Raw genomic sequence first — 18,910 nt, 5'->3', positions numbered from 1 at the left:
CCGTTTTTCTCCATTACTTTTGGCTTTTTCAGTCATTCCTTCCTTTCCTTCTCCCTAAACTTATATTCCTAACAATATTTATAAACGCCATTTAAATGAGATTTTATCGCATTGTTAAATTCTCTCAAGGCTATTTGAGACATTTCTTCATAAACTATTTGTACCCTCTAAGAAGGAGGTTCACAATGCAAGCACAATCCGATTATGATTTAGCATTGTATTACACATATTGCTGTCAATGGGACAAACTGATCGTCCTAATGGTGAATACAAAAGATGAGCTATTCTCAAAACGAATTGAACATTTCTTACACGCCTTTAAGTACGAGCGAGACCTTGCCGTCATTGACGAAAAATTAAAAGGTATGTTTCAACATATTGAACATGCAACTAAAGATGACAGTTATGAAGAAGAATCTTTTGTTTCATCTTTAGAGCATTAGCACATAAGCTTCAGACTTTATGGTCTCGAGTATCATTTCATTTTCTAAATACTAAGAGCGACTAAATTAGTCGCTCTTTTTTTAAACTAATATTTGAATTTTCTCCATAAAAGACTGTTCTAAACTGTTTAATTTTTGGATACTATCTTGATGATTTTCTCCTACAATACCAAAGTAAAATTTAATTTTTGGCTCTGTTCCAGATGGTCTTAGACATACCCATGAACCGTCTTCAAGATGATACTTTAATACATTAGACTTTGGTAAAAGAATTTCTTCTTTTTCACCTGTCTTAAGTATTGTTCTTTCTTGAAGTTTATAATCTTCAACTGATACTACTTGTAGACCATTAATTTGCTTAGGAGGATTTTGACGATAATTAGTTAAAATTTCTTGGATTTTCTCCGTACCCTCTATGCCTTTTAATGTTAATGATTTTAGCCCCTCTAAGTAAAATCCATACTTTTCGTATAAGCTATGTAATCCTTCAAACAATGTCATACCTTTTGATTTATAATAAGTTGCAATTTCAGCTGCAAGAATAGTCGCTTGAATAGCATCTTTGTCACGAACAAATGGTTTGATTAAGTAGCCATAACTTTCCTCATAACCAAATAAGAAAGAGTACTCGTTTGTTTGTTCGTATTCTTTAATCTTCTCACCAATAAATTTAAATCCTGTCAAAGTATCAATCGTTTTAGTACCAAATGATGAAGCAATGACTTGGCCAAATTCTGATGTAACTATTGTTTTAAGTAAAAGAGCATTTGAAGGAATATTTTCACTTTGACTTAGTAAGTAATGAAGCATTAAAGCTCCTGTTTGATTTCCAGTCAAAATTACATATTCTCCATTTTCGTCTTTCGTTGCAATGCCTAGTCGATCCGCATCAGGGTCAGTTGCAATTAATACGTCTGCATCAATTTCTTTACCATATCGAATTGCATATTCAAATGCAGCATGTTCTTCAGGATTAGGCGATTTAACTGTTGTGAAATTAGGGTCTGCTTTTGCTTGCTCCTCAACAATCGTGACATTTTCAAAGCCAACTGCTTTTAATGACATTGTTGCTGGTATTAAAGCTGTCCCGTGTAATGGCGTGAATACGATTTTTAAATCTTTACCTTCTTTTCGAACAAGTTCATTATTAACAATAACGGTTTTTAATTGTTCTACATATAATTTATCCATTTTTTCATCTAATGTATGTATCAAACCATTTTCGATTAATTCTTTTTCATCTTTCACTTCGATTTCAAGTTCATTTTCAAATGAATTAACAAGGTCGATTACTTGATCTGCGGCAGCAGGAGGTAATTGCCCACCATCATCCCCATAAACTTTAAAACCATTATATTCAGGTGGATTATGACTTGCCGTAATAACGATTCCACCAAAACAGTTTAATTCACGAACTGCAAATGATAATTCCGGTGTCGGACGTAATTCTTTAAATACATATGCTTTAATCCCAAAAGTAGCTAATGTTTTTGCTGCTTCCATTGCAAATTCAGGACTTTTAAAGCGTGAATCAAATGCAATCGCAACTCCACGATTTTTTGCATCTTCTCCAAAGCTTGCAATGTATTTAGCGAAACCAGCAGAAGCTTTGCGGATTGTATAAATGTTCATACGATTCGTTCCAGGACCAATCTCTCCACGCATACCACCAGTTCCAAATTCTAAGTTTCGGTAAAAACTTTCCTTAAGTATAAGGTGATTACTCTTTAGTTCATTTAATTGCTCTTTTAACTCTTTATCAAGTGATGGTGTTTGAATCCATTTTTCATATGTTGTTTCCCAATTCATTCTGCTTCTCCTCCTATACTTAATCAGAGTTATTCGTTATAAATAGTAATTCTCCTTCTACATTACAAAACCTTACAAAAGTTTACAATATGTTTTATTTACTATTCAGAAATTTTATATGAACTAAAATTAAAACCTCCTTAAAAGTACTAAATTTTAGCTTGAATGAGATTGTAAAGTATGAAGAAAATAACTTTAAAGGAGGGAGTTATTATGCCTGAAATTAGATGTAGCGTTGCAAACTGTTCGTATTGGGGACAAGGAAACTTTTGTCAAGCAAGCTCTATCATTGTACAAACCGAAGCTTATGAATATTCAAATGACTATGATCAAAAAATCGAAAACGCAGTATTAGATGGTGATTTAACAAGCTCTGCTGCTCATAGTGGTGAAACTTGTTGTCACACATTCCTGCCTAAGTATTAACAATCAAGAGCCATGTACAAGATGAATGTACATGGCTCTTTTAGATTATCCGTTTACAATAACCCCACCATTAACATGAATGATTTGCCCCGTAACATAAGAAGATTCATTACTAGCTAAATACAAATATGCAGGCGCAACCTCTACTGGTTGACCAGCACGCTTCAAAGGTGTATCTACTCCAAATTTTCCAACCTTTTGTTCATCAAAACTTGCAGGAATTAAAGGAGTCCAAATAGGGCCAGGTGCAACCCCGTTTACCCTAATTCCTTTTTGAGCAAGATTTGTTGAAAGTGACCGAGTAAATGTCACAATGGCTCCTTTCGTTGAAGAATAATCGAGTAATTGATCGTGACCTGCATATGCAGTAACTGAAGCAGTATTGATCACTGAGTCACCTTGCTTCATATGTGGTAAACATGCTTTTGTTAAGAAGAATAACGGATATATGTTGGTTTCAAATGTTCTTTTTAATTGTTCCTCAGTAATGTCTTCTAAGTTTTTTTGAGGAAATTGTACAGCTGCATTGTTCACTAAAATATTGACTTGTCCAAATGACTCAATCGTTTTTTGTACAATTTGTTTACATATAGCTTCTGTTCGAATGTCGCATTTTAAAATTTCACATTTGCCGCCTAAGCTTTCGATCTTTTGCTTGGTTTCATTCGCATCAGTATCTTCATCATAATAAGGAATAAAAACAGATGCCCCTTCCTTTGCGAATAATATTGCAACGGCCTTTCCTATTCCACTATCTCCACCTGTAATAATGGCAACCTTATCTTTTAATTTCCCACTTGGTTGATAATCTGGATCATCTGAAATAGGGATTGGAGTCATTTCCTTTTCTATGCCAGGTTGCTTATTTTGGTGTTGTGGCGAAAATTTCGTAGGATACTGTTTCTGATTCATTTTCCCTTCCTCCTTTTAAATAATTCGAGATTAGCATACCCAAATGGTACTTTTGGGAATACTCTTCTTAAGCCATTTATATATTTTCATAAAAAAAGTATTGCGTAACGACGAAAAAACGAATATTATTAATAACTGTTGAGTAAATCATTCGTTTTTATAAGGAGAACACTTATGTTTAAATTAAATGAAGCAAATACATCTGTTAAAACAGAAGTTGTAGCTGGTTTTACAACGTTTTTAACAATGGCTTACATTATCATCGTAAATCCAATTATCCTTTCTGATGCTGGTGTACCATTTCAACAAGCGTTCACAGCAACAATCATCGCAACATTAGTCGGGACATTATTCATGGCTTTGTTCGGAAATTATCCAATAGCAATTGCACCTGGTATGGGGATGAATGCATATTTCGCATATTCAGTTGTTTCTAAAGCTCATGGAATTTCATATCAATTAGCATTCTCTGCAGTTTTTATTACTGGATTACTGTTTGTCATTTTATCATTGACTAAATTTAGAACTCATTTAATAGATGCAATACCAAATACACTAAAGCATGCAATTAGTGTTGGTATTGGGTTATTTATCGCTTTTATCGGTTTACGTCTTTCTCACATTATCGTAGCTAACCCAAGTAATCTTGTTGGCTTAGGTGATCTACATTCTCAAGAAGTTGTTCTAACTTTAATTGGACTAGCCATTACAGTTATATTATTTGCCTTAAATGTAAATGGCGCATTATTCTTTGGAATGGTATCAACTGCCATTGTTGCAGCGTTTATGGGTCAGCTTCACTTAAAAGGAAGTATTTTTTCTTTACCAAAATTACCTGATGGGATTATTATCGCAAATCCGATCACTGCAGCTTCAGATGTAGTTCAATATGGATTATATTCAGTTGTATTCTCATTCTTATTAGTTACCATTTTCGATACAACTGGTACATTCCTTGGCGTAGCATCTCAAGCTGGTTTATTAAAAAATAAAGATGAGAAACGTACTGGTCGTGCAATGTTATCAGATTCATTTGGTACAACAATTGGTGCGATGTTTGGTACATCACCAACAACTGCTTACATTGAATCAACTGCCGGCGTTGCAGCTGGAGGTAGAACCGGTCTAACTGCTTTAGTCGTAGCTATACTTTTCGTTTTTGCAGCATTTTTCAGTCCGCTTGTTAACTCAATTTCAGAAGTTGCAGCAATTACATCTCCATCTCTAATCGTAGTAGGTTGTTTAATGATGGGAAATGTACGTCATATTGAATGGGATAATTTTGAAGAAGCCTTCCCTGCATTTCTTGTAGTGATTACAATGCCACTGACTTCAAGCATTGCAACAGGAATTGCACTTGGGTTTATCACATATCCACTATTAAAAGTCGTTAAAGGTAAAGCGAAAGAAATAAAACCTGTCATTTATTTATTCGCAGTATTATTTTTAATCCAATTAATTTTCTTCCCGCATTGATGAAGGAATGATGAAAGCACATGAATCGATTTTGATTCATGTGCTTTTTTATTAATTTATAGGTACTAGCCTTAACGAGTTAGGACAGTTTTGCATATTTTGTTTATGTAGATATGTCAAGGAGGTGTTCTACTGTGTGGAACAACCAAAGTAATCGCAACTCGAATTCTAATTGTAATAACTGGAATCGTCATTGCTGTTGTGATGACCATGATCGTTGCAGACGAAATAACTGTCAATGTGACTGTCACCGTAGCTGTAATTGTAATAGTTGCTGTCATCATGATTGCCATTGTAAATGTGTTTGTTGCTGTAATAAGAAACCTATTTGTGGCTGTATGAAACCATATTTAGATTTCGATTGGTCATATTTAGATTCAAGAGATGATAAAGACAAGGATAACGATAAGGACAATAATAAAGATTAATAAAATATCCCTACCCCCAAAAAAACGACCTGTTTATCAACAGGTCGTTTTTTCATATGATAAGAACTCAAGCACTTGCTCGCCAAGGCGTTTTGCATCTTCATAGCCTTCTTTGTAAAGCTCTAATAATCGATCTTTATTTCGTTCAACACGCCCAACCTTTAGTTTTTGTAATGGACGAATGACTAAAACATTACCTGCTTTTTCTTGCTCTTCTATATATTCTAGTTGTTTATTATAAATTTCATAACGCTTTAACACAGCTTGAATTAATCCCGGATAATCTCTATATTTTCTTTGCAAATACCAATTACCACGAGATGGTTTTTTTCGATATCCCGCATTTCGAGTTAATACAACGATATTTTTTTTGTTTCCATCTTCCTCAGATTTAAGTAATGGTATTGGATCTGCAATTCCACCATCCAATAATATATGGTTTTGATACTCAACAATTGGAGCCATCAATGGCAGTGAGCTCGAAGCTCGTATAATATTAAGCATATCTTTCGAATCTACAATTTCATCTTTTTCAAAATATGTAGGTTCACCAGTTATACAATTAGTCGTACCAACAACGAATTTTTGATTGGCACCATAAAATGAGTCAAAATCAAAAGGATCCAATTCATTTGGAATAATATCAAATAATAAGTCCATACCAAATAATTGCTTATTACGAATTAAATTTTTTATCGAAATATAATCTGGATGCTGTAAAAATTCTGTATTTACACGTTTATTTCGACCGTGTTGTTTTGAAATATATGAAGAACCCATGCATGCACCCGCTGAAACACCTATTACATAAGGAATTTCTATATTTTGTTCTAAAAAATAATCAAGTACACCAGCAGTGTAAATGCCTCTCATACCTCCACCTTCTAGAACTAATCCAATTCCATCCATTTCACAGCCCCCTTTTCTTTGAAATTTAGCAAACCTATTTTCATATTTTAGTACAACCTCATATTAATTACTAGTATAAGAGCTTGGGGTATGGATTAAGGTAAAAGTAACTTCATTAAAAAGCAGGGTACTTCATAATCGCAAAAAACTATACTTTAAAACATGTTTAATGCTGTAGTAATACAATCCCATTCATATACTAACAAGTTCAAATCAGTACCACCAATTTTTATCTTTTCTGTCTTTCGTAATTTTGCACCGTAATATTCATAAAAATAACGAGTATTATTGTCTTCTAAAACCTCTACAAAAACTCTATTAAAACCGAGTTTATTACATTGAATAAACAATTGGCGCATTAATTGCTTTCCAATTCCCTGACCTTGATATTCTTCTAATATATAAATAGATGTTATATCACCTGAACGGTCTATTTGATTACTTGATCTTTTTCCACAAACTGCAAAACCAACAATATCACTTTCAGTATTCACTGCAACAAATACATAGTTATTTGGATCAGATAAGTTCTGAATCCAAGAATTGGTTCTTTGTTCATAAGACAACTTCTGCAAAAATTCATTTGAGATGATGTTTTTATAAGTTGTTCTCCAACTATCAACATGTACTTTTGCAATCCCTGTTGCATCTGTTAGCTTTGCTGCTCTTATTTTCATCCCTTCACCTCACCAAAATAGATGGTAAAAAAGTATAATATTGGTCACGTTTATTCTAATTCAACATTTCTTCATTTGTAATGAAAAAAAATGACTTCGGTTATATTCCGAAGTCATTAACTTGTGGTTTTATAGAGCTCAGTAATTAATTACTGATGACAATATCATCGAAATTAATTCTCTGACCCGACGTACCTGACACGACAATTCTGAATCTAACAGGAGCTGTTTGAGTAAGAGTAAATGTTTTAGTTGCTAAAGTAGCTGTACTAGTATTTACACTTCCAACATTTGTCCATGTAGAACCACTATTTGTAGACATTTGAAGTTGCCAATTTGCTCCGCTGTCAGTACTGAAATTTGCATGTGTAACTTTCACGCTAGTTGCCCCATTTACATTGAAGTTCATAGTTAAAGCACCAGCAGAACGAACACGTGCAGACTTCGTACCATTTTTCTTATCCCCAGATAGATCTCCAATTAAGGCATTATCAAAGTACCATGAACCGCTTGAAAGTGTTACATTACCAGAAGTATAGGCTGTTTTTGTACCTGACTCAAAACTCTCATTTAATGTTGCGGGTTGAACTGGTCCGCCTGCGCCGTATCCGTATGAACCAGACTTAAATGTTGTTGAATCATACCATTTATAACCTGCAGCAGGTGCAGCCCATGGCTCTGCTTCTGGTTCAGTTGATGTTTGCGGAGTTTCGATCGCTAATAACGAAGTAGCCTGATCAAGTTGTAATCCGCTAACTTGAGATAATGCAGTAAAGCTTTCTTGCTTTGATAACCAATCAACGATGTTTACAAGCAAAGTACCATCATTTTGCTCTTTAAACCCATCATAAGTTGTTTTACTTGTTCCAGTTTCTTCACGTAAATATTTAGGTGTTGCATCTTCTACTGGTGAAGAATCCCCAATAAATGCCGCCTTTCCTAAACCAAGCTTTGAAACCGCTGCATAAGGACCTTCAGCTCTGCCTCCACCATTATAAACACCTTGGTCAACTGCATTTCCCCAAGCTGCTGATGTCGTTGGAAGATACACGATTCCTTTTGCCATGTTTGGATTTGTAATTGCTAATGTTGAACCAGCATGCATTGCAACTGTAGATACACCAGTCGTAATACCAAAAGCTTGGCTTGGTGCTACTATATCATTAGCTGTTACATCTCCAATCGCATTATAACGGAATCTAATCCCAAAGTTATCAGATAACCAATCCGAACCTGTAACTCCTTGCATCGCTGCAGAATTTGCTTCCTCTGTTCCCATTCCTTTAGTTGGATTTGAGTATGCTCCCCTACGGTAACCATTAAATACCTCAGAAGCGTCCCAACGGTTTTTATTACGATCTGCATTGTAATGATCGCCAATAAAAAAGATACTACCACCATTTTGAACATATTGAATCATGGCAGCTTGCTCAGAAGTTTTGTAAGGTATATTTGCTTCTCCAATGATAAACACATTGTAGCCTTGTAAATCTTCATATGTAATTGGGCTATTTTTTCTTAACTCTTTTGCATAGTAGCCTTTATTTGCTAAAGCGTTTGCAAAATCAGAGAAACCACCATCTAAAACCCAATCTGCTGCACCAGCTGTTTGGCCATGAGTATTGTCGAATAAAATCTTTTTACCATTTGCAGTTCCAACTGGCTGTAGCTGCGGAGCAGGATCACTTGAATTTTCAGCAGAAACAAGTGGCGTAACATAATAATAAACTGGAGATAAAATCAAAATCAGTAATGCTAAAACAGATAATTTTTTGCGAATCATTCATTTCACTCCCTTTTAGTGTGTGCTTATTTAAAATAACACACTAATGTTAATGGAATATTAAGAATATTGTCAATGAAATGTTAAATTATTCCATTAACATAACAGTATTTCAATCTTTATACCTATATTCAACTTTTTAATGAGTCTTCATATCTACACCCCCCACTTTTCCTAATGTAGGTAGATCCGTTGGGAGTTGTAATCATCTAATGCATTCTATAATGCATTCTTAACTAGCAACACAAAGAAAAAAGAATAAAGCAAAAGAGTATCTCCTCTTACCTTTATCCTTTTTTCTTCATTCTATTTTCCTGCTTGCAATATTTCTTTAATCCCTTTTACATTTTTGCTAACAGTTGTGTGATAGGTCCCATTCGCCCAGTCTTCCATTTGGTCGCTGTACCACTTGCTTCCGATATTGCCTGATTGACCTGGGCCAACAATATTAACTGATTTACTTAAATCTGAGAAATCTACAACAGTTCTCCAAGATGCACCATGATCGACAATTCCATCTTCGTCATATCCAGCAGCTTTGACTGTTGTTGAACTACCTCCAACCGGAATTGGATCTTTTGCATTAAAGAAATAACTCAGTACTTTAATACTAGATAAAGGGTGAGTAAAAGCTACTTTGTGGTGATCTCCCCAACTCCATTTTGCTACGTCATCGCCATCAGACTCGCTAATATTTTTAATCGTTTTCTGATACGTATCTAGTAATAATTGATCAATTCCACCTTTTTCATCAATCCAAATAACTTTCTTTCCGCTTAGACTATTACGTAATAATTGATCTACAATCACTTTACGGTCACCGAATAAATCCATCATATCTTTAGAAATTTGTTTATCAAAAAGTGCTTTATTAATTTCTGTCATCCATCTTTGAAATATAAGTGGCGATGGCTGATCTTTGTCATCTACAAAATTCCATTTCTCAAGTTCGGCTAAAGCTGATTTTTCAATTGATGTTAATTCTTTGTTTTGCTTGGTAATAGATTGGATAAATTTCGGCATATGTTCTTTTGCCTGTAAATTCATTTCATCCATTTGAAGATTTTGCATATCCTTTACCGTTAATTTATCACTTTGACTTAACACTTCTCTTATTCTTAATTGGCGGTATGGCTGTGCCCAAGAGTGAGAAATGTGATATGGATATGAATCATCGACAACTTTATTATTTGCTGTTGAAATAAACCCTTCTTCCGGATTAATTAAAGTCGGTAATTCCTCATAAGGTATAAAGCCTTTCCAGTCATAGTCACTTGTCCAACCTGGCACCGGCATTAAACCATCACCTTTTTTACGAATTGGAATATTTCCATTTGCTCGATAGGCAATAGTTCCATCATCAGAAGCAAATACAAAATTTTGGGCAGGTGCCTCAAATAAGGCTAAACCTTCTTTAAATGTATCCCAATCCTTCGCGACATTAAATTTAAGTACGCCTTCTAATTCTCTAGTAGGTTGTAGGGCTGTCCATTGTAAAGAGAATACCGTATCCTTTCCAGCTTCACTAGCAAACTCTGAAATAACTGGACCATGTCTTGTAATCATAACCGGTAATACTTTACTTTTTTTATCTTTAATTTTAATCGTCTCATTCACAACAGTTGCTTTTTCCCATTTACCATCATATAAAAATTCGTCAGGTTTATTTGGATTTCGTTTCTCAATATACAAATCCTGTACATCAGGACCTACATTCGTCACACCCCAGGCAACATGATCATTGTGACCAACAATAATACCAGGCACACCGGCAAATATTACTCCTTTGACATTCATATCCATTGATTTTAAATGTGTTTCATACCAAATTGCTGGTGTCGCTAATCCTAAATGGGGATCATCTGCTAAAAGTGGTTTACCAGATTTTGTTTTTGAACCACTGACAACCCAGTCATTACTTCCATTCCAAGTAGGTGGAATAATCGCACTAGCAAAGCTTTCCTCTACATCAATTTTAGAAGTGCCGCTAGGAATAATATATGGATCTAAGTCATTATCTGCTGGAAACAGCTCTAATGCTTTTTCTTTTGGAAATTTATTCATTGCATAGTAACGAAATGCTTGTTCATTCCAGTGACCACCTAAATCAAAAGCCATATACTTCCCAATTGCTAGTGAATCAATGGCTGACCATTCAGTCGGTTTATACTGCAAAATCTTAAACTCAACAGGTAATTTCCCTTCTTTTGTTGCGTATTTAATATATTCGTTGACACCCTCTGCATACCAATTAAGTACGTTTTGGGCTTCCTTCGAATATTTACTATATGAAGCTTCAGCCGCTCTGCGTAAGCCTAAAGTTCGGAAATATGAATCACGATCAACTGTTGCATCTCCTATTACTTCACTTAATTGACCCGAGGCCTGTCGTCTGCTTAAATCCATTTGAAACAAGCGGTCTTGAGCAGTTACAAAACCTTGAGCTACATACAAATCATGCAAATTTTTAGCTTCAATATGGGGAACGCCTTTTGTGTCACGAGTGACAGACACGTTATGTTCTAACAATCCAACTTCTAAATTCCCTTTAATTTCAGGCAAAGCCTTTTTAGTTAAATAAAAACCGGATCCGGTTATTAGTAAAATCAATACGATGATGATTGTTGAGGTAATTTTTAGCCATTTCGGAAAGCGCTTTCGTTTTTGATTCACTTCAATCGACGTGCTCATCATGAACCTCCTATTAAACTGTATTTAAATGATATACATTATAATAATTCTGCAAGTCTTAAAACATTCCTTCTTTGAACGAATGAGTTATAATACTATATATCAATGGAAAAGGAGAATGCATATATGTCATTAAATTCATGGTTTGATAAAGGTATGACGTTTGGAGAATATGTTGATTCAATGAGTGTAAATAAGGAACAGCTTCAATATATTTATAATGAAGTTTCTATTCCGGAAGATACAGCACAAAAACTTTCTTCTCTTAAAGAGAAAAACTGGAAAGTGGTTGCACTCACAGCAGATTGGTGTGGAGATGCACTTTTAAATGTACCAGTCATTCAAAAAATGGCGGAAATTGCAAACATAGATACTCGCTTCTTAATTCGTGATGAAAACCTAGAACTAATGGATCAATACTTAACAAACGGTAAATCGCGTTCTATTCCAATTTTCATATTTATGGATACAGAAGGAAAGGAAGTAAAAGTATGGGGACCTCGATCTGAGCAAGTTGAAGGGCTTGTTTCTGAAATGAAAAAAGATTTCCCTGCTAAAGATGATCCTAATTTCCAAGAAAAACAAACGGCAGTTTTAAAAACAATCCGTGAAACCTTCGTAGAAAACAAAGCACTATGGAGTTCAGTTATTGAAAGTGTTGAACAAAAATTTTTATCATAACATAAGTAAAGGGCTATCCTACGGATAGCCCTTCAGACTGCCCGCCAAACGCTCGCTTTCATCGTTGTTTCACCTGCTCGAGGTTGCTCATTACCGGCAGGGTAACTCCCGCTCCTCATCAGGCTTCACGCCTCAAAAGTCAAGCGTTTCCAATCAGTCTGATATCTAATTTTTGTACTTTGTCTACATACTGAAGGGTTCTCCTACGGATACTCATTGCAATCTTGAATCTCCAATGGAGTTGTTCGCTTTTGATTTGTTAATCGAATTGAAAACTAGGTAGGCTCTTCTTAACCTAAAATTGATAAATACACGCGTATAAGTTCATTTCCATAAAAGTAACTTACCAATCCACCGAATCCAATAAATGGACCAAAGGGGATCGGATTACGTTTTTGTACTCTACCGGCTTTCATTAAAATCAAACCAAAGATAGTACCCGTAAAACAGGCAATCATAAAAGTAATCAAAATCAATTTCCATCCTAATACGAAACCAAGTACTCCAAATAGTTTAATATCTCCCCCACCCATTCCACCATTGCTAACGAGCGCAATTAAAAATAGCACTGTAAATGCCCCTACTGCTCCTATCATACTGTTCCACCATGATTCTAATGGAATAAAAAAACGTTCAATAATAAATATTGATAGAAAGAACAATAAGATTCGGTCAGGAATTAACATATACGCTAGATCCGAAACAATAATAATTACAAGCAAAGATATAAACGTCAGTGCGATCAGTAACTCCATTTCAAATCCAATTTGGTACAGAGCAATTACAAATAAACATCCCGTCAACAATTCAATTAAAGGATATAAAATTGAAATATGCGCTCCGCAATTACGACATTTGCCTTTTTGTAAAACATAAGAAAAAATAGGAACTAACTCAAGTGAAAGTAAAGTATGTCCGCAATTAGAACAAGCTGAACGAGGCCAAAAAATTGATTTCTTTAAAGGTACTCGTAACCCAACTACATTAAAAAATGAGCCGAACACAAGACCTAAAATGAAAAAACAGAAGTAAATGAGGTTCATCGTTACCAAACCCTTCTACGTCAAACTAAGTATCTTTATAGAATTAAAGAATGTAAATGGGGATATATAAATACCGAGTATGTATTGTACTAGATGGATGTACTAGTAACTTGAATGTGTGATTTTTAGGAGATTTTTGTTTCTTACAATACTTTTTAAACAGAAACATATTAGTAGTTTAATTTAAAATCATAAAAAAATCTATCTTTCAGTTAGAAAGATAGATTACTTTTTTATGATTTTATTAATTGATTACGCTGCCAGATCCTGCAAATTTGCCTTTCCAATATGAATTCGAAAGACTAACTACTGCAACTCCCTTACTTGAAGTTGCTGAGATAAAGTTATTATCTCCCATGAATATTCCAACGTGGCTAATACCTTTTTTATATGTATTTTTAAAGAATACTAAGTCTCCAGGAACTGGTTTTTTTACAATCGAACTAGCAGTATACATAGAAGCCGCTGTACGAGGTAATTCTGTTCCTACTTTATTATAAACATAACCAACATATCCAGAGCAGTCAAAACCTTTAGTAGTTGTTCCACCAAATTTATACGGTACACCCGTGTATTGTTTTGCGATCGTCGTTACTTGTTCTTTCTTAGAATACGGGTCATATGATGCTGTTGTAGTTTTACTGTTTGGGTATTGTTTGATGAATGCTGCAACACTCTTACCAAATAACATCATTGAAGTTTGGTCATTTAACACGCCCGTAACCTTTAACTTCTTAGTAGTTTGATATTTTTTAAGTGCTGTTTCAACATCACTTCCGAAGTATTCCGTAGGGTTACCAGTGTAATAGCGTTGTTCCTTTAGTTTGATTTGTAATTGCATAACTGCTTTTCCAGTCATCCCTTTTTTTAACTCATTCGTAGCTGCTGCCTGAGATTCCTTTGTAAAGAAGATCATGCTAATTATACATACTAAAGCGATTACAAGTTGCCTATTCATTGGTGTCTCCCCTTCCCTTTAATAATGTAAGTCTATCAAAATACTTTTTAGAAAACCATTACAAGAATGTTACAAATTGTCGAAAATCTTGTAAAAATAATGTAATCTGTAAAATTTTGCCAGATTATCTCAAAAAAAAAGAAAACCTACCCATAAAGGACAGGTTTTCTAAAACTTTATGATAATCGGTATACTCTTGCTTCAAATGGACTAAATTCCATCTTCTCACTTAAAGTATCTTCAATTAAATGACCATTTGATAAACATAATTCAGCATTCATTTTGAACAATTCAGCAGGGATTTCAAAAGCTTGCTTCTCAGTTGAAAGGTTACTAATAATTAAGAACGTTTCATTTTCATTCTTACGCGTGTATGCATATACTGGCTCACTTGCAACATCTAACAATTCATAAGGTGCATATACTAAAGCTTTATGTTGTTTACGTAAGTTAATCATCTTTTTGTAATATGATAGGATTGAGTTTTCATCATTTTCTTGTGCAGCTACATTAAGTGTTTTGTAGTTTTCATTTGTTTTAATCCATGGTTTACCATTTGTAAAACCTGCATGTTCTTCCGCATTCCAATGCATTGGTGTTCGAGCATTGTCTCTACCATTTTTCCAAAGAATGTTTAAAATTTCTTGATCAGTCGAACCATTTTCTTTCATTAACTGATACATATTTTTCGCATTCACATCATTATATTCATCAATTGATTGGAAGTGGACATTTGTCATTCCGATTTCTTGTCCCTGATAAATAAATGGCGTACCCTTCATAAAGAAATACATTGTCCCAATTGCTTTAGCAGATTTTTCCCAATGTGCTTCTTCATCATTTCCTAAAGTACTTACAGCTCTTGGAATATCATGATTTTCAATAAATAAAGCATTCCAACCGTGTCCTTCTAATCCATTTTGCCATTTTGTTAATACTTCCTTTAAATCAGGAATAGATGTAGCCGAATCATCTGTTTTTCTCCATAGGTCCATACTTTCGAATTGGAAAATCATATTGAATTTTCCATTTTCCTCTCCAACCCATAAATCAGCTTCTTCAATTTTTACGCCATTTGCTTCGCCAACAGTCATGATGTCATATTTAGCAAATGTCTCCTGTTTTAACTCTTCTAAATACTCATGAATTCCTTCTTGATTCATATGCATATCAAAGCAAGATACATACTTTTCATTTTCTGGATTTGGCATATTTGGGAACCCAGCTCTTTTTTTAATATGACTAATCGCATCAACACGGAATCCATCGATCCCTTTATCTAACCACCAATTAATCATATCGTATACTTTTTGACGAACTTCTTTGTTTTCCCAATTTAAGTCAGGCTGTCTCTTTGAAAAAAGATGTAAAAAGTATTCCTTCGTTGCTTCATCATACTCCCATGCTGAACCACCAAAAATACTCTCCCAATTATTTGGTTCTTCTCCTTCTTCTGTTCCCTCTCTCCAAATATAGAAATCGCGGTAAGGATTATCCTTTGACTTTTTCGATTCTAGGAACCAAGGATGTTCGTCACTTGTATGATTTACGACTAAGTCTAAAATTAATTTCATTCCTCTTTCATGTACAGCTGACAAAAGATCATCGAAATCTGCCATTGTGCCAAACTCTTCCATGATATCTTGATAATCTGAAATATCATAACCATTATCATCATTAGGTGATTTGTAAAATGGACAAATCCAAATAACATCAATCCCTAACTCTTTTATATAATCTAACTTGGAAATGACTCCTCTTAGATCACCAATTCCGTCACCATTTGAGTCCATGAAGCTACGTGGATAGATTTGATATGCTACAGCTTCCTTCCACCAATTCTGTTTCGTCATATTTATTTCTCCTCCCATTTTAAAAGCGTTTACATTTTTGTCTATTTCAAATGTTGAATGGAAAATTTCGCATTAATTATTGCAATCGTTTGCATTATTCCTTAATCTTAACACTCTAGATAAGATTCTTCAACATATGTAATTTAAAAAGCATCTTTTTCTTATATGATTGATATCAAGTATATCCACTACTAAACTTATAAAATGATTTTGTGCAAAGAACTATGCTTTCGTTTGCTTGAAAGATTTATAATTGTAACTAATTTGCATCAGATAACATGTATAAGGAAATCTAAAAAAAGAGCAACTTATAAAAAGGATTCCTACCTTCCAACAAGTTGCTTTGTTTTTTGATCATTCGTATTACTGTTCAATTTTTTTAACTTCCTTCACTTTAGCAGAAGGATGAATTTGCACATCTTCAGTATATTCAACAAGATCAATTTTACATTTTGGTCCGATTGTTACTGCATCTCCTCTTACCACACTTGAAGTAGTATAATCAATTTTGATTGCGCTACCTTCAATTACATCTGAACGAAAATTAGTACGCGCATTAAATACTCTCGTAAATACACGCGTAAAGATGTTGCTATCATCAAAACGACTAATTTCAATCGTTTCGCCACCGATTTCTGGAACATAACTATATCCATAACTAAATCCACTATGAGTGATTTTCACATTTTCTGCATTCAGTAATCCGTTCATAGAGATATGTCCTTTTGCTGTAAATGCTTCACATTCTGCCCCTTTTTCTGCCGAAAGAGATCCTTTAACTGAAATAACTTCAGCTTTTACCATTCCGATTGTTCTCATAGAACCAGAGACATTAACACTATCTACATTTAAATCATTTTTTGTCTTAAAGCTACCACTTACATGTACGTCCCCACCAGTAACTTTTCCATCTATCGATAATGATCCGCTCACATTTAATTTTTGCACTTCAACATCACTTAAACATTTTGCGCTGCCACTACAGTTCAAAAATTCGCTCTCTATTTTCCCATTAAATTTAGCAGAACCGCTAACTTTTACTTTAACACATTGAATGTCACCTAAGATGCGTCCACTACCACTGACTCTCACATCGTCATATTTACCAGCCGAAATTGTACCCGAACCACTTACATATGCATCTTGTCTTGGTTGTACGTTAACCATTCATTCTCCTCCTATCATAGTTATTAATTAAAGTTATTTAGATAATGAACAAGCTCAACATGAATTAATATCGCATCTTTTTGATCGACAAAAGTTTCATTTTGTTTTCCGATTACCCATGTCCCTACACCAAATTTTCGAATATATATAACAACCGTATCTTCCAATTTTATTTGTGTTTTATGAGTCTCAACTAGAAGTAAAAATTGTCGTACTTCTTCAATTGTGACACTCCCTTTTAATAACCAGTCATTCACAAATAATAATGAACATAATTGAACTGTATTTAAATGCTCTAATTTTGAATTAGGGAATAATGATTGATAAATTTGTAAAACTTGTTTAGGAATTTTATCTAAAGATAGTGCAACATTTTGAAAGTCCCCTATTTTTTCTTTACTAATAGAGAAGACTCTAGCAATATCATCCAATGATTGATCATCTTTTAATTCCATAATTCTTTCAATCCGCTCTAGTATCTTTCCTTTTGGAAAAAAAGTTTCTTGCCCTGTAAAACTTGATTTTTTCATAAACCAATCTTCAGGAATAATATTTTTTCTTTTCCAACGATAAAGCTGTCCGTACGATATGCCTGTAAGTTGTAGTAAATCTTTCTTTGAAATTAATTCTTCACTCATATGACACTCCTCCTACGACGAGTATAACAAAACAATGTTCTGTTTGTAAAGTTATACTATTGACTATCTATATATTAATGAAGGATGAACAATTCATCTTACGTAACAATGTTTCAAAATATGTGTAAATGAACTAAAAAAACTCAAAATCCAATAAGGTATTTTGAGTTTAAATTAAATCGACATCAGCTTTTTCTAAGACTGGAATCGGTTCATATTGAAACATGTTAAGATCAATTTTACGGTCCCTAATAAATGTGATTCCTTCTTCTTCTAATGCATTTTTTTGTTGTAAAAATCCCTCTTCATCTTGAATTCCTATTTCCCCTTTAGAATTAACGACTCGATGCCATGGAAGATTATATTTCTGACTCATTGAGTGTAAGATTCTTACCACTTGCCTTGCACCTCTCGGACTACCAGAATGTTTCGCAATCTGACCATATGTCATAACTTTGCCTTTTGGAATTCTACGTATTACCTCAATTACATTACTTGTAAAAGTGTTCATCTGCTTTTAAATCAATCCTTTTTTTCATATTTCTTCAATAGTACCATATTGAATGAAAAAGATATTCTCTTAAACATGTCATAACTTTTTCTACCTAATCACATTTCTGTATAGTTTTTCACATTCATACTATAATACTTTTATAAAGGTTAGAAAGGTCGGATTACATAATATGAAAATAACAATTAGCAATGATGCGGTCCAATGGTTCCAAAATGAGATGGAAGTAGTCGCAGGCGATACAATTCGTTTTTTTGCACGATATGGTGGAAATAGTACAATTCATACCGGATACTCATTAGGTGTTACGAAAGAAAAGCCTGTAGATATCGGTGAATCAGTAACGATTAATGATGTAGTCTATTTCATTAATGAAACAGATCTTTGGTATTTTAAGGATTATGATTTAAACGTAATTGTAAATGATCGCAATGAATTACACTTTAATTATGATCCTAATAAATAAGAGAACACAGTTTGGAAAATCCAATCAAAAAGTGCCCCA

At 34.1% G+C, this 18,910-nt stretch carries 18 protein-coding genes; 5 read left to right on the top strand and 13 right to left on the bottom strand.

Going from position 1 to position 18,910, the window contains the following annotated elements; translation table 11 throughout:
- Window positions 1-185: 185 nt before the first annotated feature.
- On the top strand, window positions 186-443 hold the full coding sequence (locus CAB05_RS10315) for a YhdB family protein (RefSeq protein ID WP_087999757.1): 258 nt from the start codon (window positions 186-188) through the stop codon (window positions 441-443).
- Between the two features lie 81 nt (window positions 444-524).
- On the opposite strand, the gene CAB05_RS10310 is transcribed toward CAB05_RS10315, so the two are convergent.
- Window positions 525-2,252, bottom strand: a complete 1,728-nt coding sequence (locus tag CAB05_RS10310) for a phospho-sugar mutase (protein WP_087999756.1) — start codon at window positions 2,250-2,252, stop codon at window positions 525-527.
- Window positions 2,253-2,465: 213 nt separating this feature from the next.
- Here CAB05_RS10310 and CAB05_RS10305 point away from each other — a divergent pair, with 213 nt between their 5' ends.
- Complete coding sequence (locus CAB05_RS10305) at window positions 2,466-2,678, top strand: DUF1540 domain-containing protein (RefSeq protein ID WP_087999755.1); 213 nt, start codon at window positions 2,466-2,468, stop codon at window positions 2,676-2,678.
- Window positions 2,679-2,723: 45 nt separating this feature from the next.
- Here the strand turns inward: CAB05_RS10305 and CAB05_RS10300 are convergent, their stop codons facing one another.
- Window positions 2,724-3,590 (bottom strand): SDR family oxidoreductase, encoded by an 867-nt coding sequence (locus CAB05_RS10300; protein ID WP_087999754.1) that lies wholly within the window; start codon window positions 3,588-3,590, stop codon window positions 2,724-2,726.
- 174 nt (window positions 3,591-3,764) lie between these two features.
- On the opposite strand from CAB05_RS10300, the gene CAB05_RS10295 reads away from it, so the two are divergent.
- The gene (locus CAB05_RS10295; protein ID WP_087999753.1) at window positions 3,765-5,066 is read left to right on the top strand and encodes an NCS2 family permease; all 1,302 of its coding nucleotides are present in this window, start codon (window positions 3,765-3,767) and stop codon (window positions 5,064-5,066) included.
- A gap of 116 nt (window positions 5,067-5,182) precedes the next feature.
- Here CAB05_RS10295 and CAB05_RS22150 read toward each other — a convergent pair whose 3' ends face one another.
- From CAB05_RS22150 to CAB05_RS10275, 5 genes are all read right to left on the bottom strand, one after another.
- Window positions 5,183-5,359, bottom strand: coding sequence for a hypothetical protein (locus CAB05_RS22150; protein WP_158093240.1), 177 nt, complete (start codon window positions 5,357-5,359; stop codon window positions 5,183-5,185).
- Between the two features lie 171 nt (window positions 5,360-5,530).
- Window positions 5,531-6,403 (bottom strand): patatin-like phospholipase family protein, encoded by an 873-nt coding sequence (locus CAB05_RS10290; protein ID WP_087999752.1) that lies wholly within the window; start codon window positions 6,401-6,403, stop codon window positions 5,531-5,533.
- Between the two features lie 155 nt (window positions 6,404-6,558).
- Entirely contained in the window at window positions 6,559-7,080 is a 522-nt protein-coding gene (locus tag CAB05_RS10285; protein ID WP_087999751.1) for a GNAT family N-acetyltransferase, read from the bottom strand.
- Window positions 7,081-7,225: 145 nt separating this feature from the next.
- Window positions 7,226-8,863, bottom strand: a complete 1,638-nt coding sequence (locus CAB05_RS10280; protein WP_087999750.1) for an Ig domain protein group 2 domain protein — start codon at window positions 8,861-8,863, stop codon at window positions 7,226-7,228.
- 306 nt (window positions 8,864-9,169) lie between these two features.
- Window positions 9,170-11,554, bottom strand: coding sequence for a penicillin acylase family protein (locus CAB05_RS10275; protein WP_087999749.1), 2,385 nt, complete (start codon window positions 11,552-11,554; stop codon window positions 9,170-9,172).
- Window positions 11,555-11,680: 126 nt separating this feature from the next.
- Between CAB05_RS10275 and CAB05_RS10270 the strand changes: the two genes are divergently transcribed.
- Entirely contained in the window at window positions 11,681-12,235 is a 555-nt protein-coding gene (locus tag CAB05_RS10270; protein ID WP_087999748.1) for a thioredoxin family protein, read from the top strand.
- A gap of 290 nt (window positions 12,236-12,525) precedes the next feature.
- Here CAB05_RS10270 and CAB05_RS10265 read toward each other — a convergent pair whose 3' ends face one another.
- The 6 genes from CAB05_RS10265 to CAB05_RS10240 form a co-directional block, all read right to left on the bottom strand.
- Window positions 12,526-13,278, bottom strand: a complete 753-nt coding sequence (locus tag CAB05_RS10265) for a prepilin peptidase (RefSeq protein ID WP_087999747.1) — start codon at window positions 13,276-13,278, stop codon at window positions 12,526-12,528.
- A 244-nt stretch (window positions 13,279-13,522) separates the two neighbouring features.
- On the bottom strand, window positions 13,523-14,236 hold the full coding sequence (locus CAB05_RS10260) for a C40 family peptidase (protein WP_087999746.1): 714 nt from the start codon (window positions 14,234-14,236) through the stop codon (window positions 13,523-13,525).
- A gap of 176 nt (window positions 14,237-14,412) precedes the next feature.
- Window positions 14,413-16,089, bottom strand: coding sequence for a glycoside hydrolase family 13 protein (locus CAB05_RS10255; protein WP_087999745.1), 1,677 nt, complete (start codon window positions 16,087-16,089; stop codon window positions 14,413-14,415).
- A 363-nt stretch (window positions 16,090-16,452) separates the two neighbouring features.
- On the bottom strand, window positions 16,453-17,256 hold the full coding sequence (locus tag CAB05_RS10250) for a polymer-forming cytoskeletal protein (protein WP_087999744.1): 804 nt from the start codon (window positions 17,254-17,256) through the stop codon (window positions 16,453-16,455).
- 23 nt (window positions 17,257-17,279) lie between these two features.
- Entirely contained in the window at window positions 17,280-17,894 is a 615-nt protein-coding gene (locus tag CAB05_RS10245) for a DUF4004 family protein (RefSeq protein ID WP_087999743.1), read from the bottom strand.
- 169 nt (window positions 17,895-18,063) lie between these two features.
- Window positions 18,064-18,405 (bottom strand): MGMT family protein, encoded by a 342-nt coding sequence (locus CAB05_RS10240; RefSeq protein WP_087999742.1) that lies wholly within the window; start codon window positions 18,403-18,405, stop codon window positions 18,064-18,066.
- Between the two features lie 172 nt (window positions 18,406-18,577).
- Between CAB05_RS10240 and CAB05_RS10235 the strand changes: the two genes are divergently transcribed.
- Window positions 18,578-18,871 (top strand): HesB/YadR/YfhF family protein, encoded by a 294-nt coding sequence (locus tag CAB05_RS10235; RefSeq protein ID WP_087999741.1) that lies wholly within the window; start codon window positions 18,578-18,580, stop codon window positions 18,869-18,871.
- Window positions 18,872-18,910 lie beyond the last annotated feature (39 nt).

The organism is Gottfriedia solisilvae (assembly GCF_002128405.1).
GTDB lineage: Bacteria > Bacillota > Bacilli > Bacillales > Bacillaceae_G > Gottfriedia > Gottfriedia solisilvae.
The sequence above is the reverse complement of the archived record's forward strand: the minus strand, read 5'-3'. Positions and strand labels throughout refer to the sequence as shown.

Excerpts from the sequence above, each read along its gene's own strand:
- CAB05_RS10235 (WP_087999741.1), top strand. The coding sequence starts at position 18,578 with ATGAAAATAACAATTAGCAATGATGCGGTCCAATGGTTCCAAAATGAG.
- CAB05_RS10260 (WP_087999746.1), bottom strand. The coding sequence starts at position 14,236 with ATGAATAGGCAACTTGTAATCGCTTTAGTATGTATAATTAGCATGATC.
- CAB05_RS10295 (WP_087999753.1), top strand. The coding sequence starts at position 3,765 with ATGTTTAAATTAAATGAAGCAAATACATCTGTTAAAACAGAAGTTGTA.
- CAB05_RS10305 (WP_087999755.1), top strand. The coding sequence starts at position 2,466 with ATGCCTGAAATTAGATGTAGCGTTGCAAACTGTTCGTATTGGGGACAA.
- CAB05_RS10250 (WP_087999744.1), bottom strand. The coding sequence starts at position 17,256 with ATGGTTAACGTACAACCAAGACAAGATGCATATGTAAGTGGTTCGGGT.
- CAB05_RS10255 (WP_087999745.1), bottom strand. The coding sequence starts at position 16,089 with ATGACGAAACAGAATTGGTGGAAGGAAGCTGTAGCATATCAAATCTAT.
- CAB05_RS10290 (WP_087999752.1), bottom strand. The coding sequence starts at position 6,403 with ATGGATGGAATTGGATTAGTTCTAGAAGGTGGAGGTATGAGAGGCATT.
- CAB05_RS10240 (WP_087999742.1), bottom strand. The coding sequence starts at position 18,405 with ATGAACACTTTTACAAGTAATGTAATTGAGGTAATACGTAGAATTCCA.
- CAB05_RS10315 (WP_087999757.1), top strand. The coding sequence starts at position 186 with ATGCAAGCACAATCCGATTATGATTTAGCATTGTATTACACATATTGC.
- CAB05_RS10265 (WP_087999747.1), bottom strand. The coding sequence starts at position 13,278 with ATGAACCTCATTTACTTCTGTTTTTTCATTTTAGGTCTTGTGTTCGGC.
- CAB05_RS10300 (WP_087999754.1), bottom strand. The coding sequence starts at position 3,590 with ATGAATCAGAAACAGTATCCTACGAAATTTTCGCCACAACACCAAAAT.
- CAB05_RS10245 (WP_087999743.1), bottom strand. The coding sequence starts at position 17,894 with ATGAGTGAAGAATTAATTTCAAAGAAAGATTTACTACAACTTACAGGC.
- CAB05_RS10270 (WP_087999748.1), top strand. The coding sequence starts at position 11,681 with ATGTCATTAAATTCATGGTTTGATAAAGGTATGACGTTTGGAGAATAT.
- CAB05_RS10280 (WP_087999750.1), bottom strand. The coding sequence starts at position 8,863 with ATGATTCGCAAAAAATTATCTGTTTTAGCATTACTGATTTTGATTTTA.
- CAB05_RS10275 (WP_087999749.1), bottom strand. The coding sequence starts at position 11,554 with ATGAGCACGTCGATTGAAGTGAATCAAAAACGAAAGCGCTTTCCGAAA.
- CAB05_RS10310 (WP_087999756.1), bottom strand. The coding sequence starts at position 2,252 with ATGAATTGGGAAACAACATATGAAAAATGGATTCAAACACCATCACTT.
- CAB05_RS22150 (WP_158093240.1), bottom strand. The coding sequence starts at position 5,359 with ATGGCAATCATGATGACAGCAACTATTACAATTACAGCTACGGTGACA.
- CAB05_RS10285 (WP_087999751.1), bottom strand. The coding sequence starts at position 7,080 with ATGAAAATAAGAGCAGCAAAGCTAACAGATGCAACAGGGATTGCAAAA.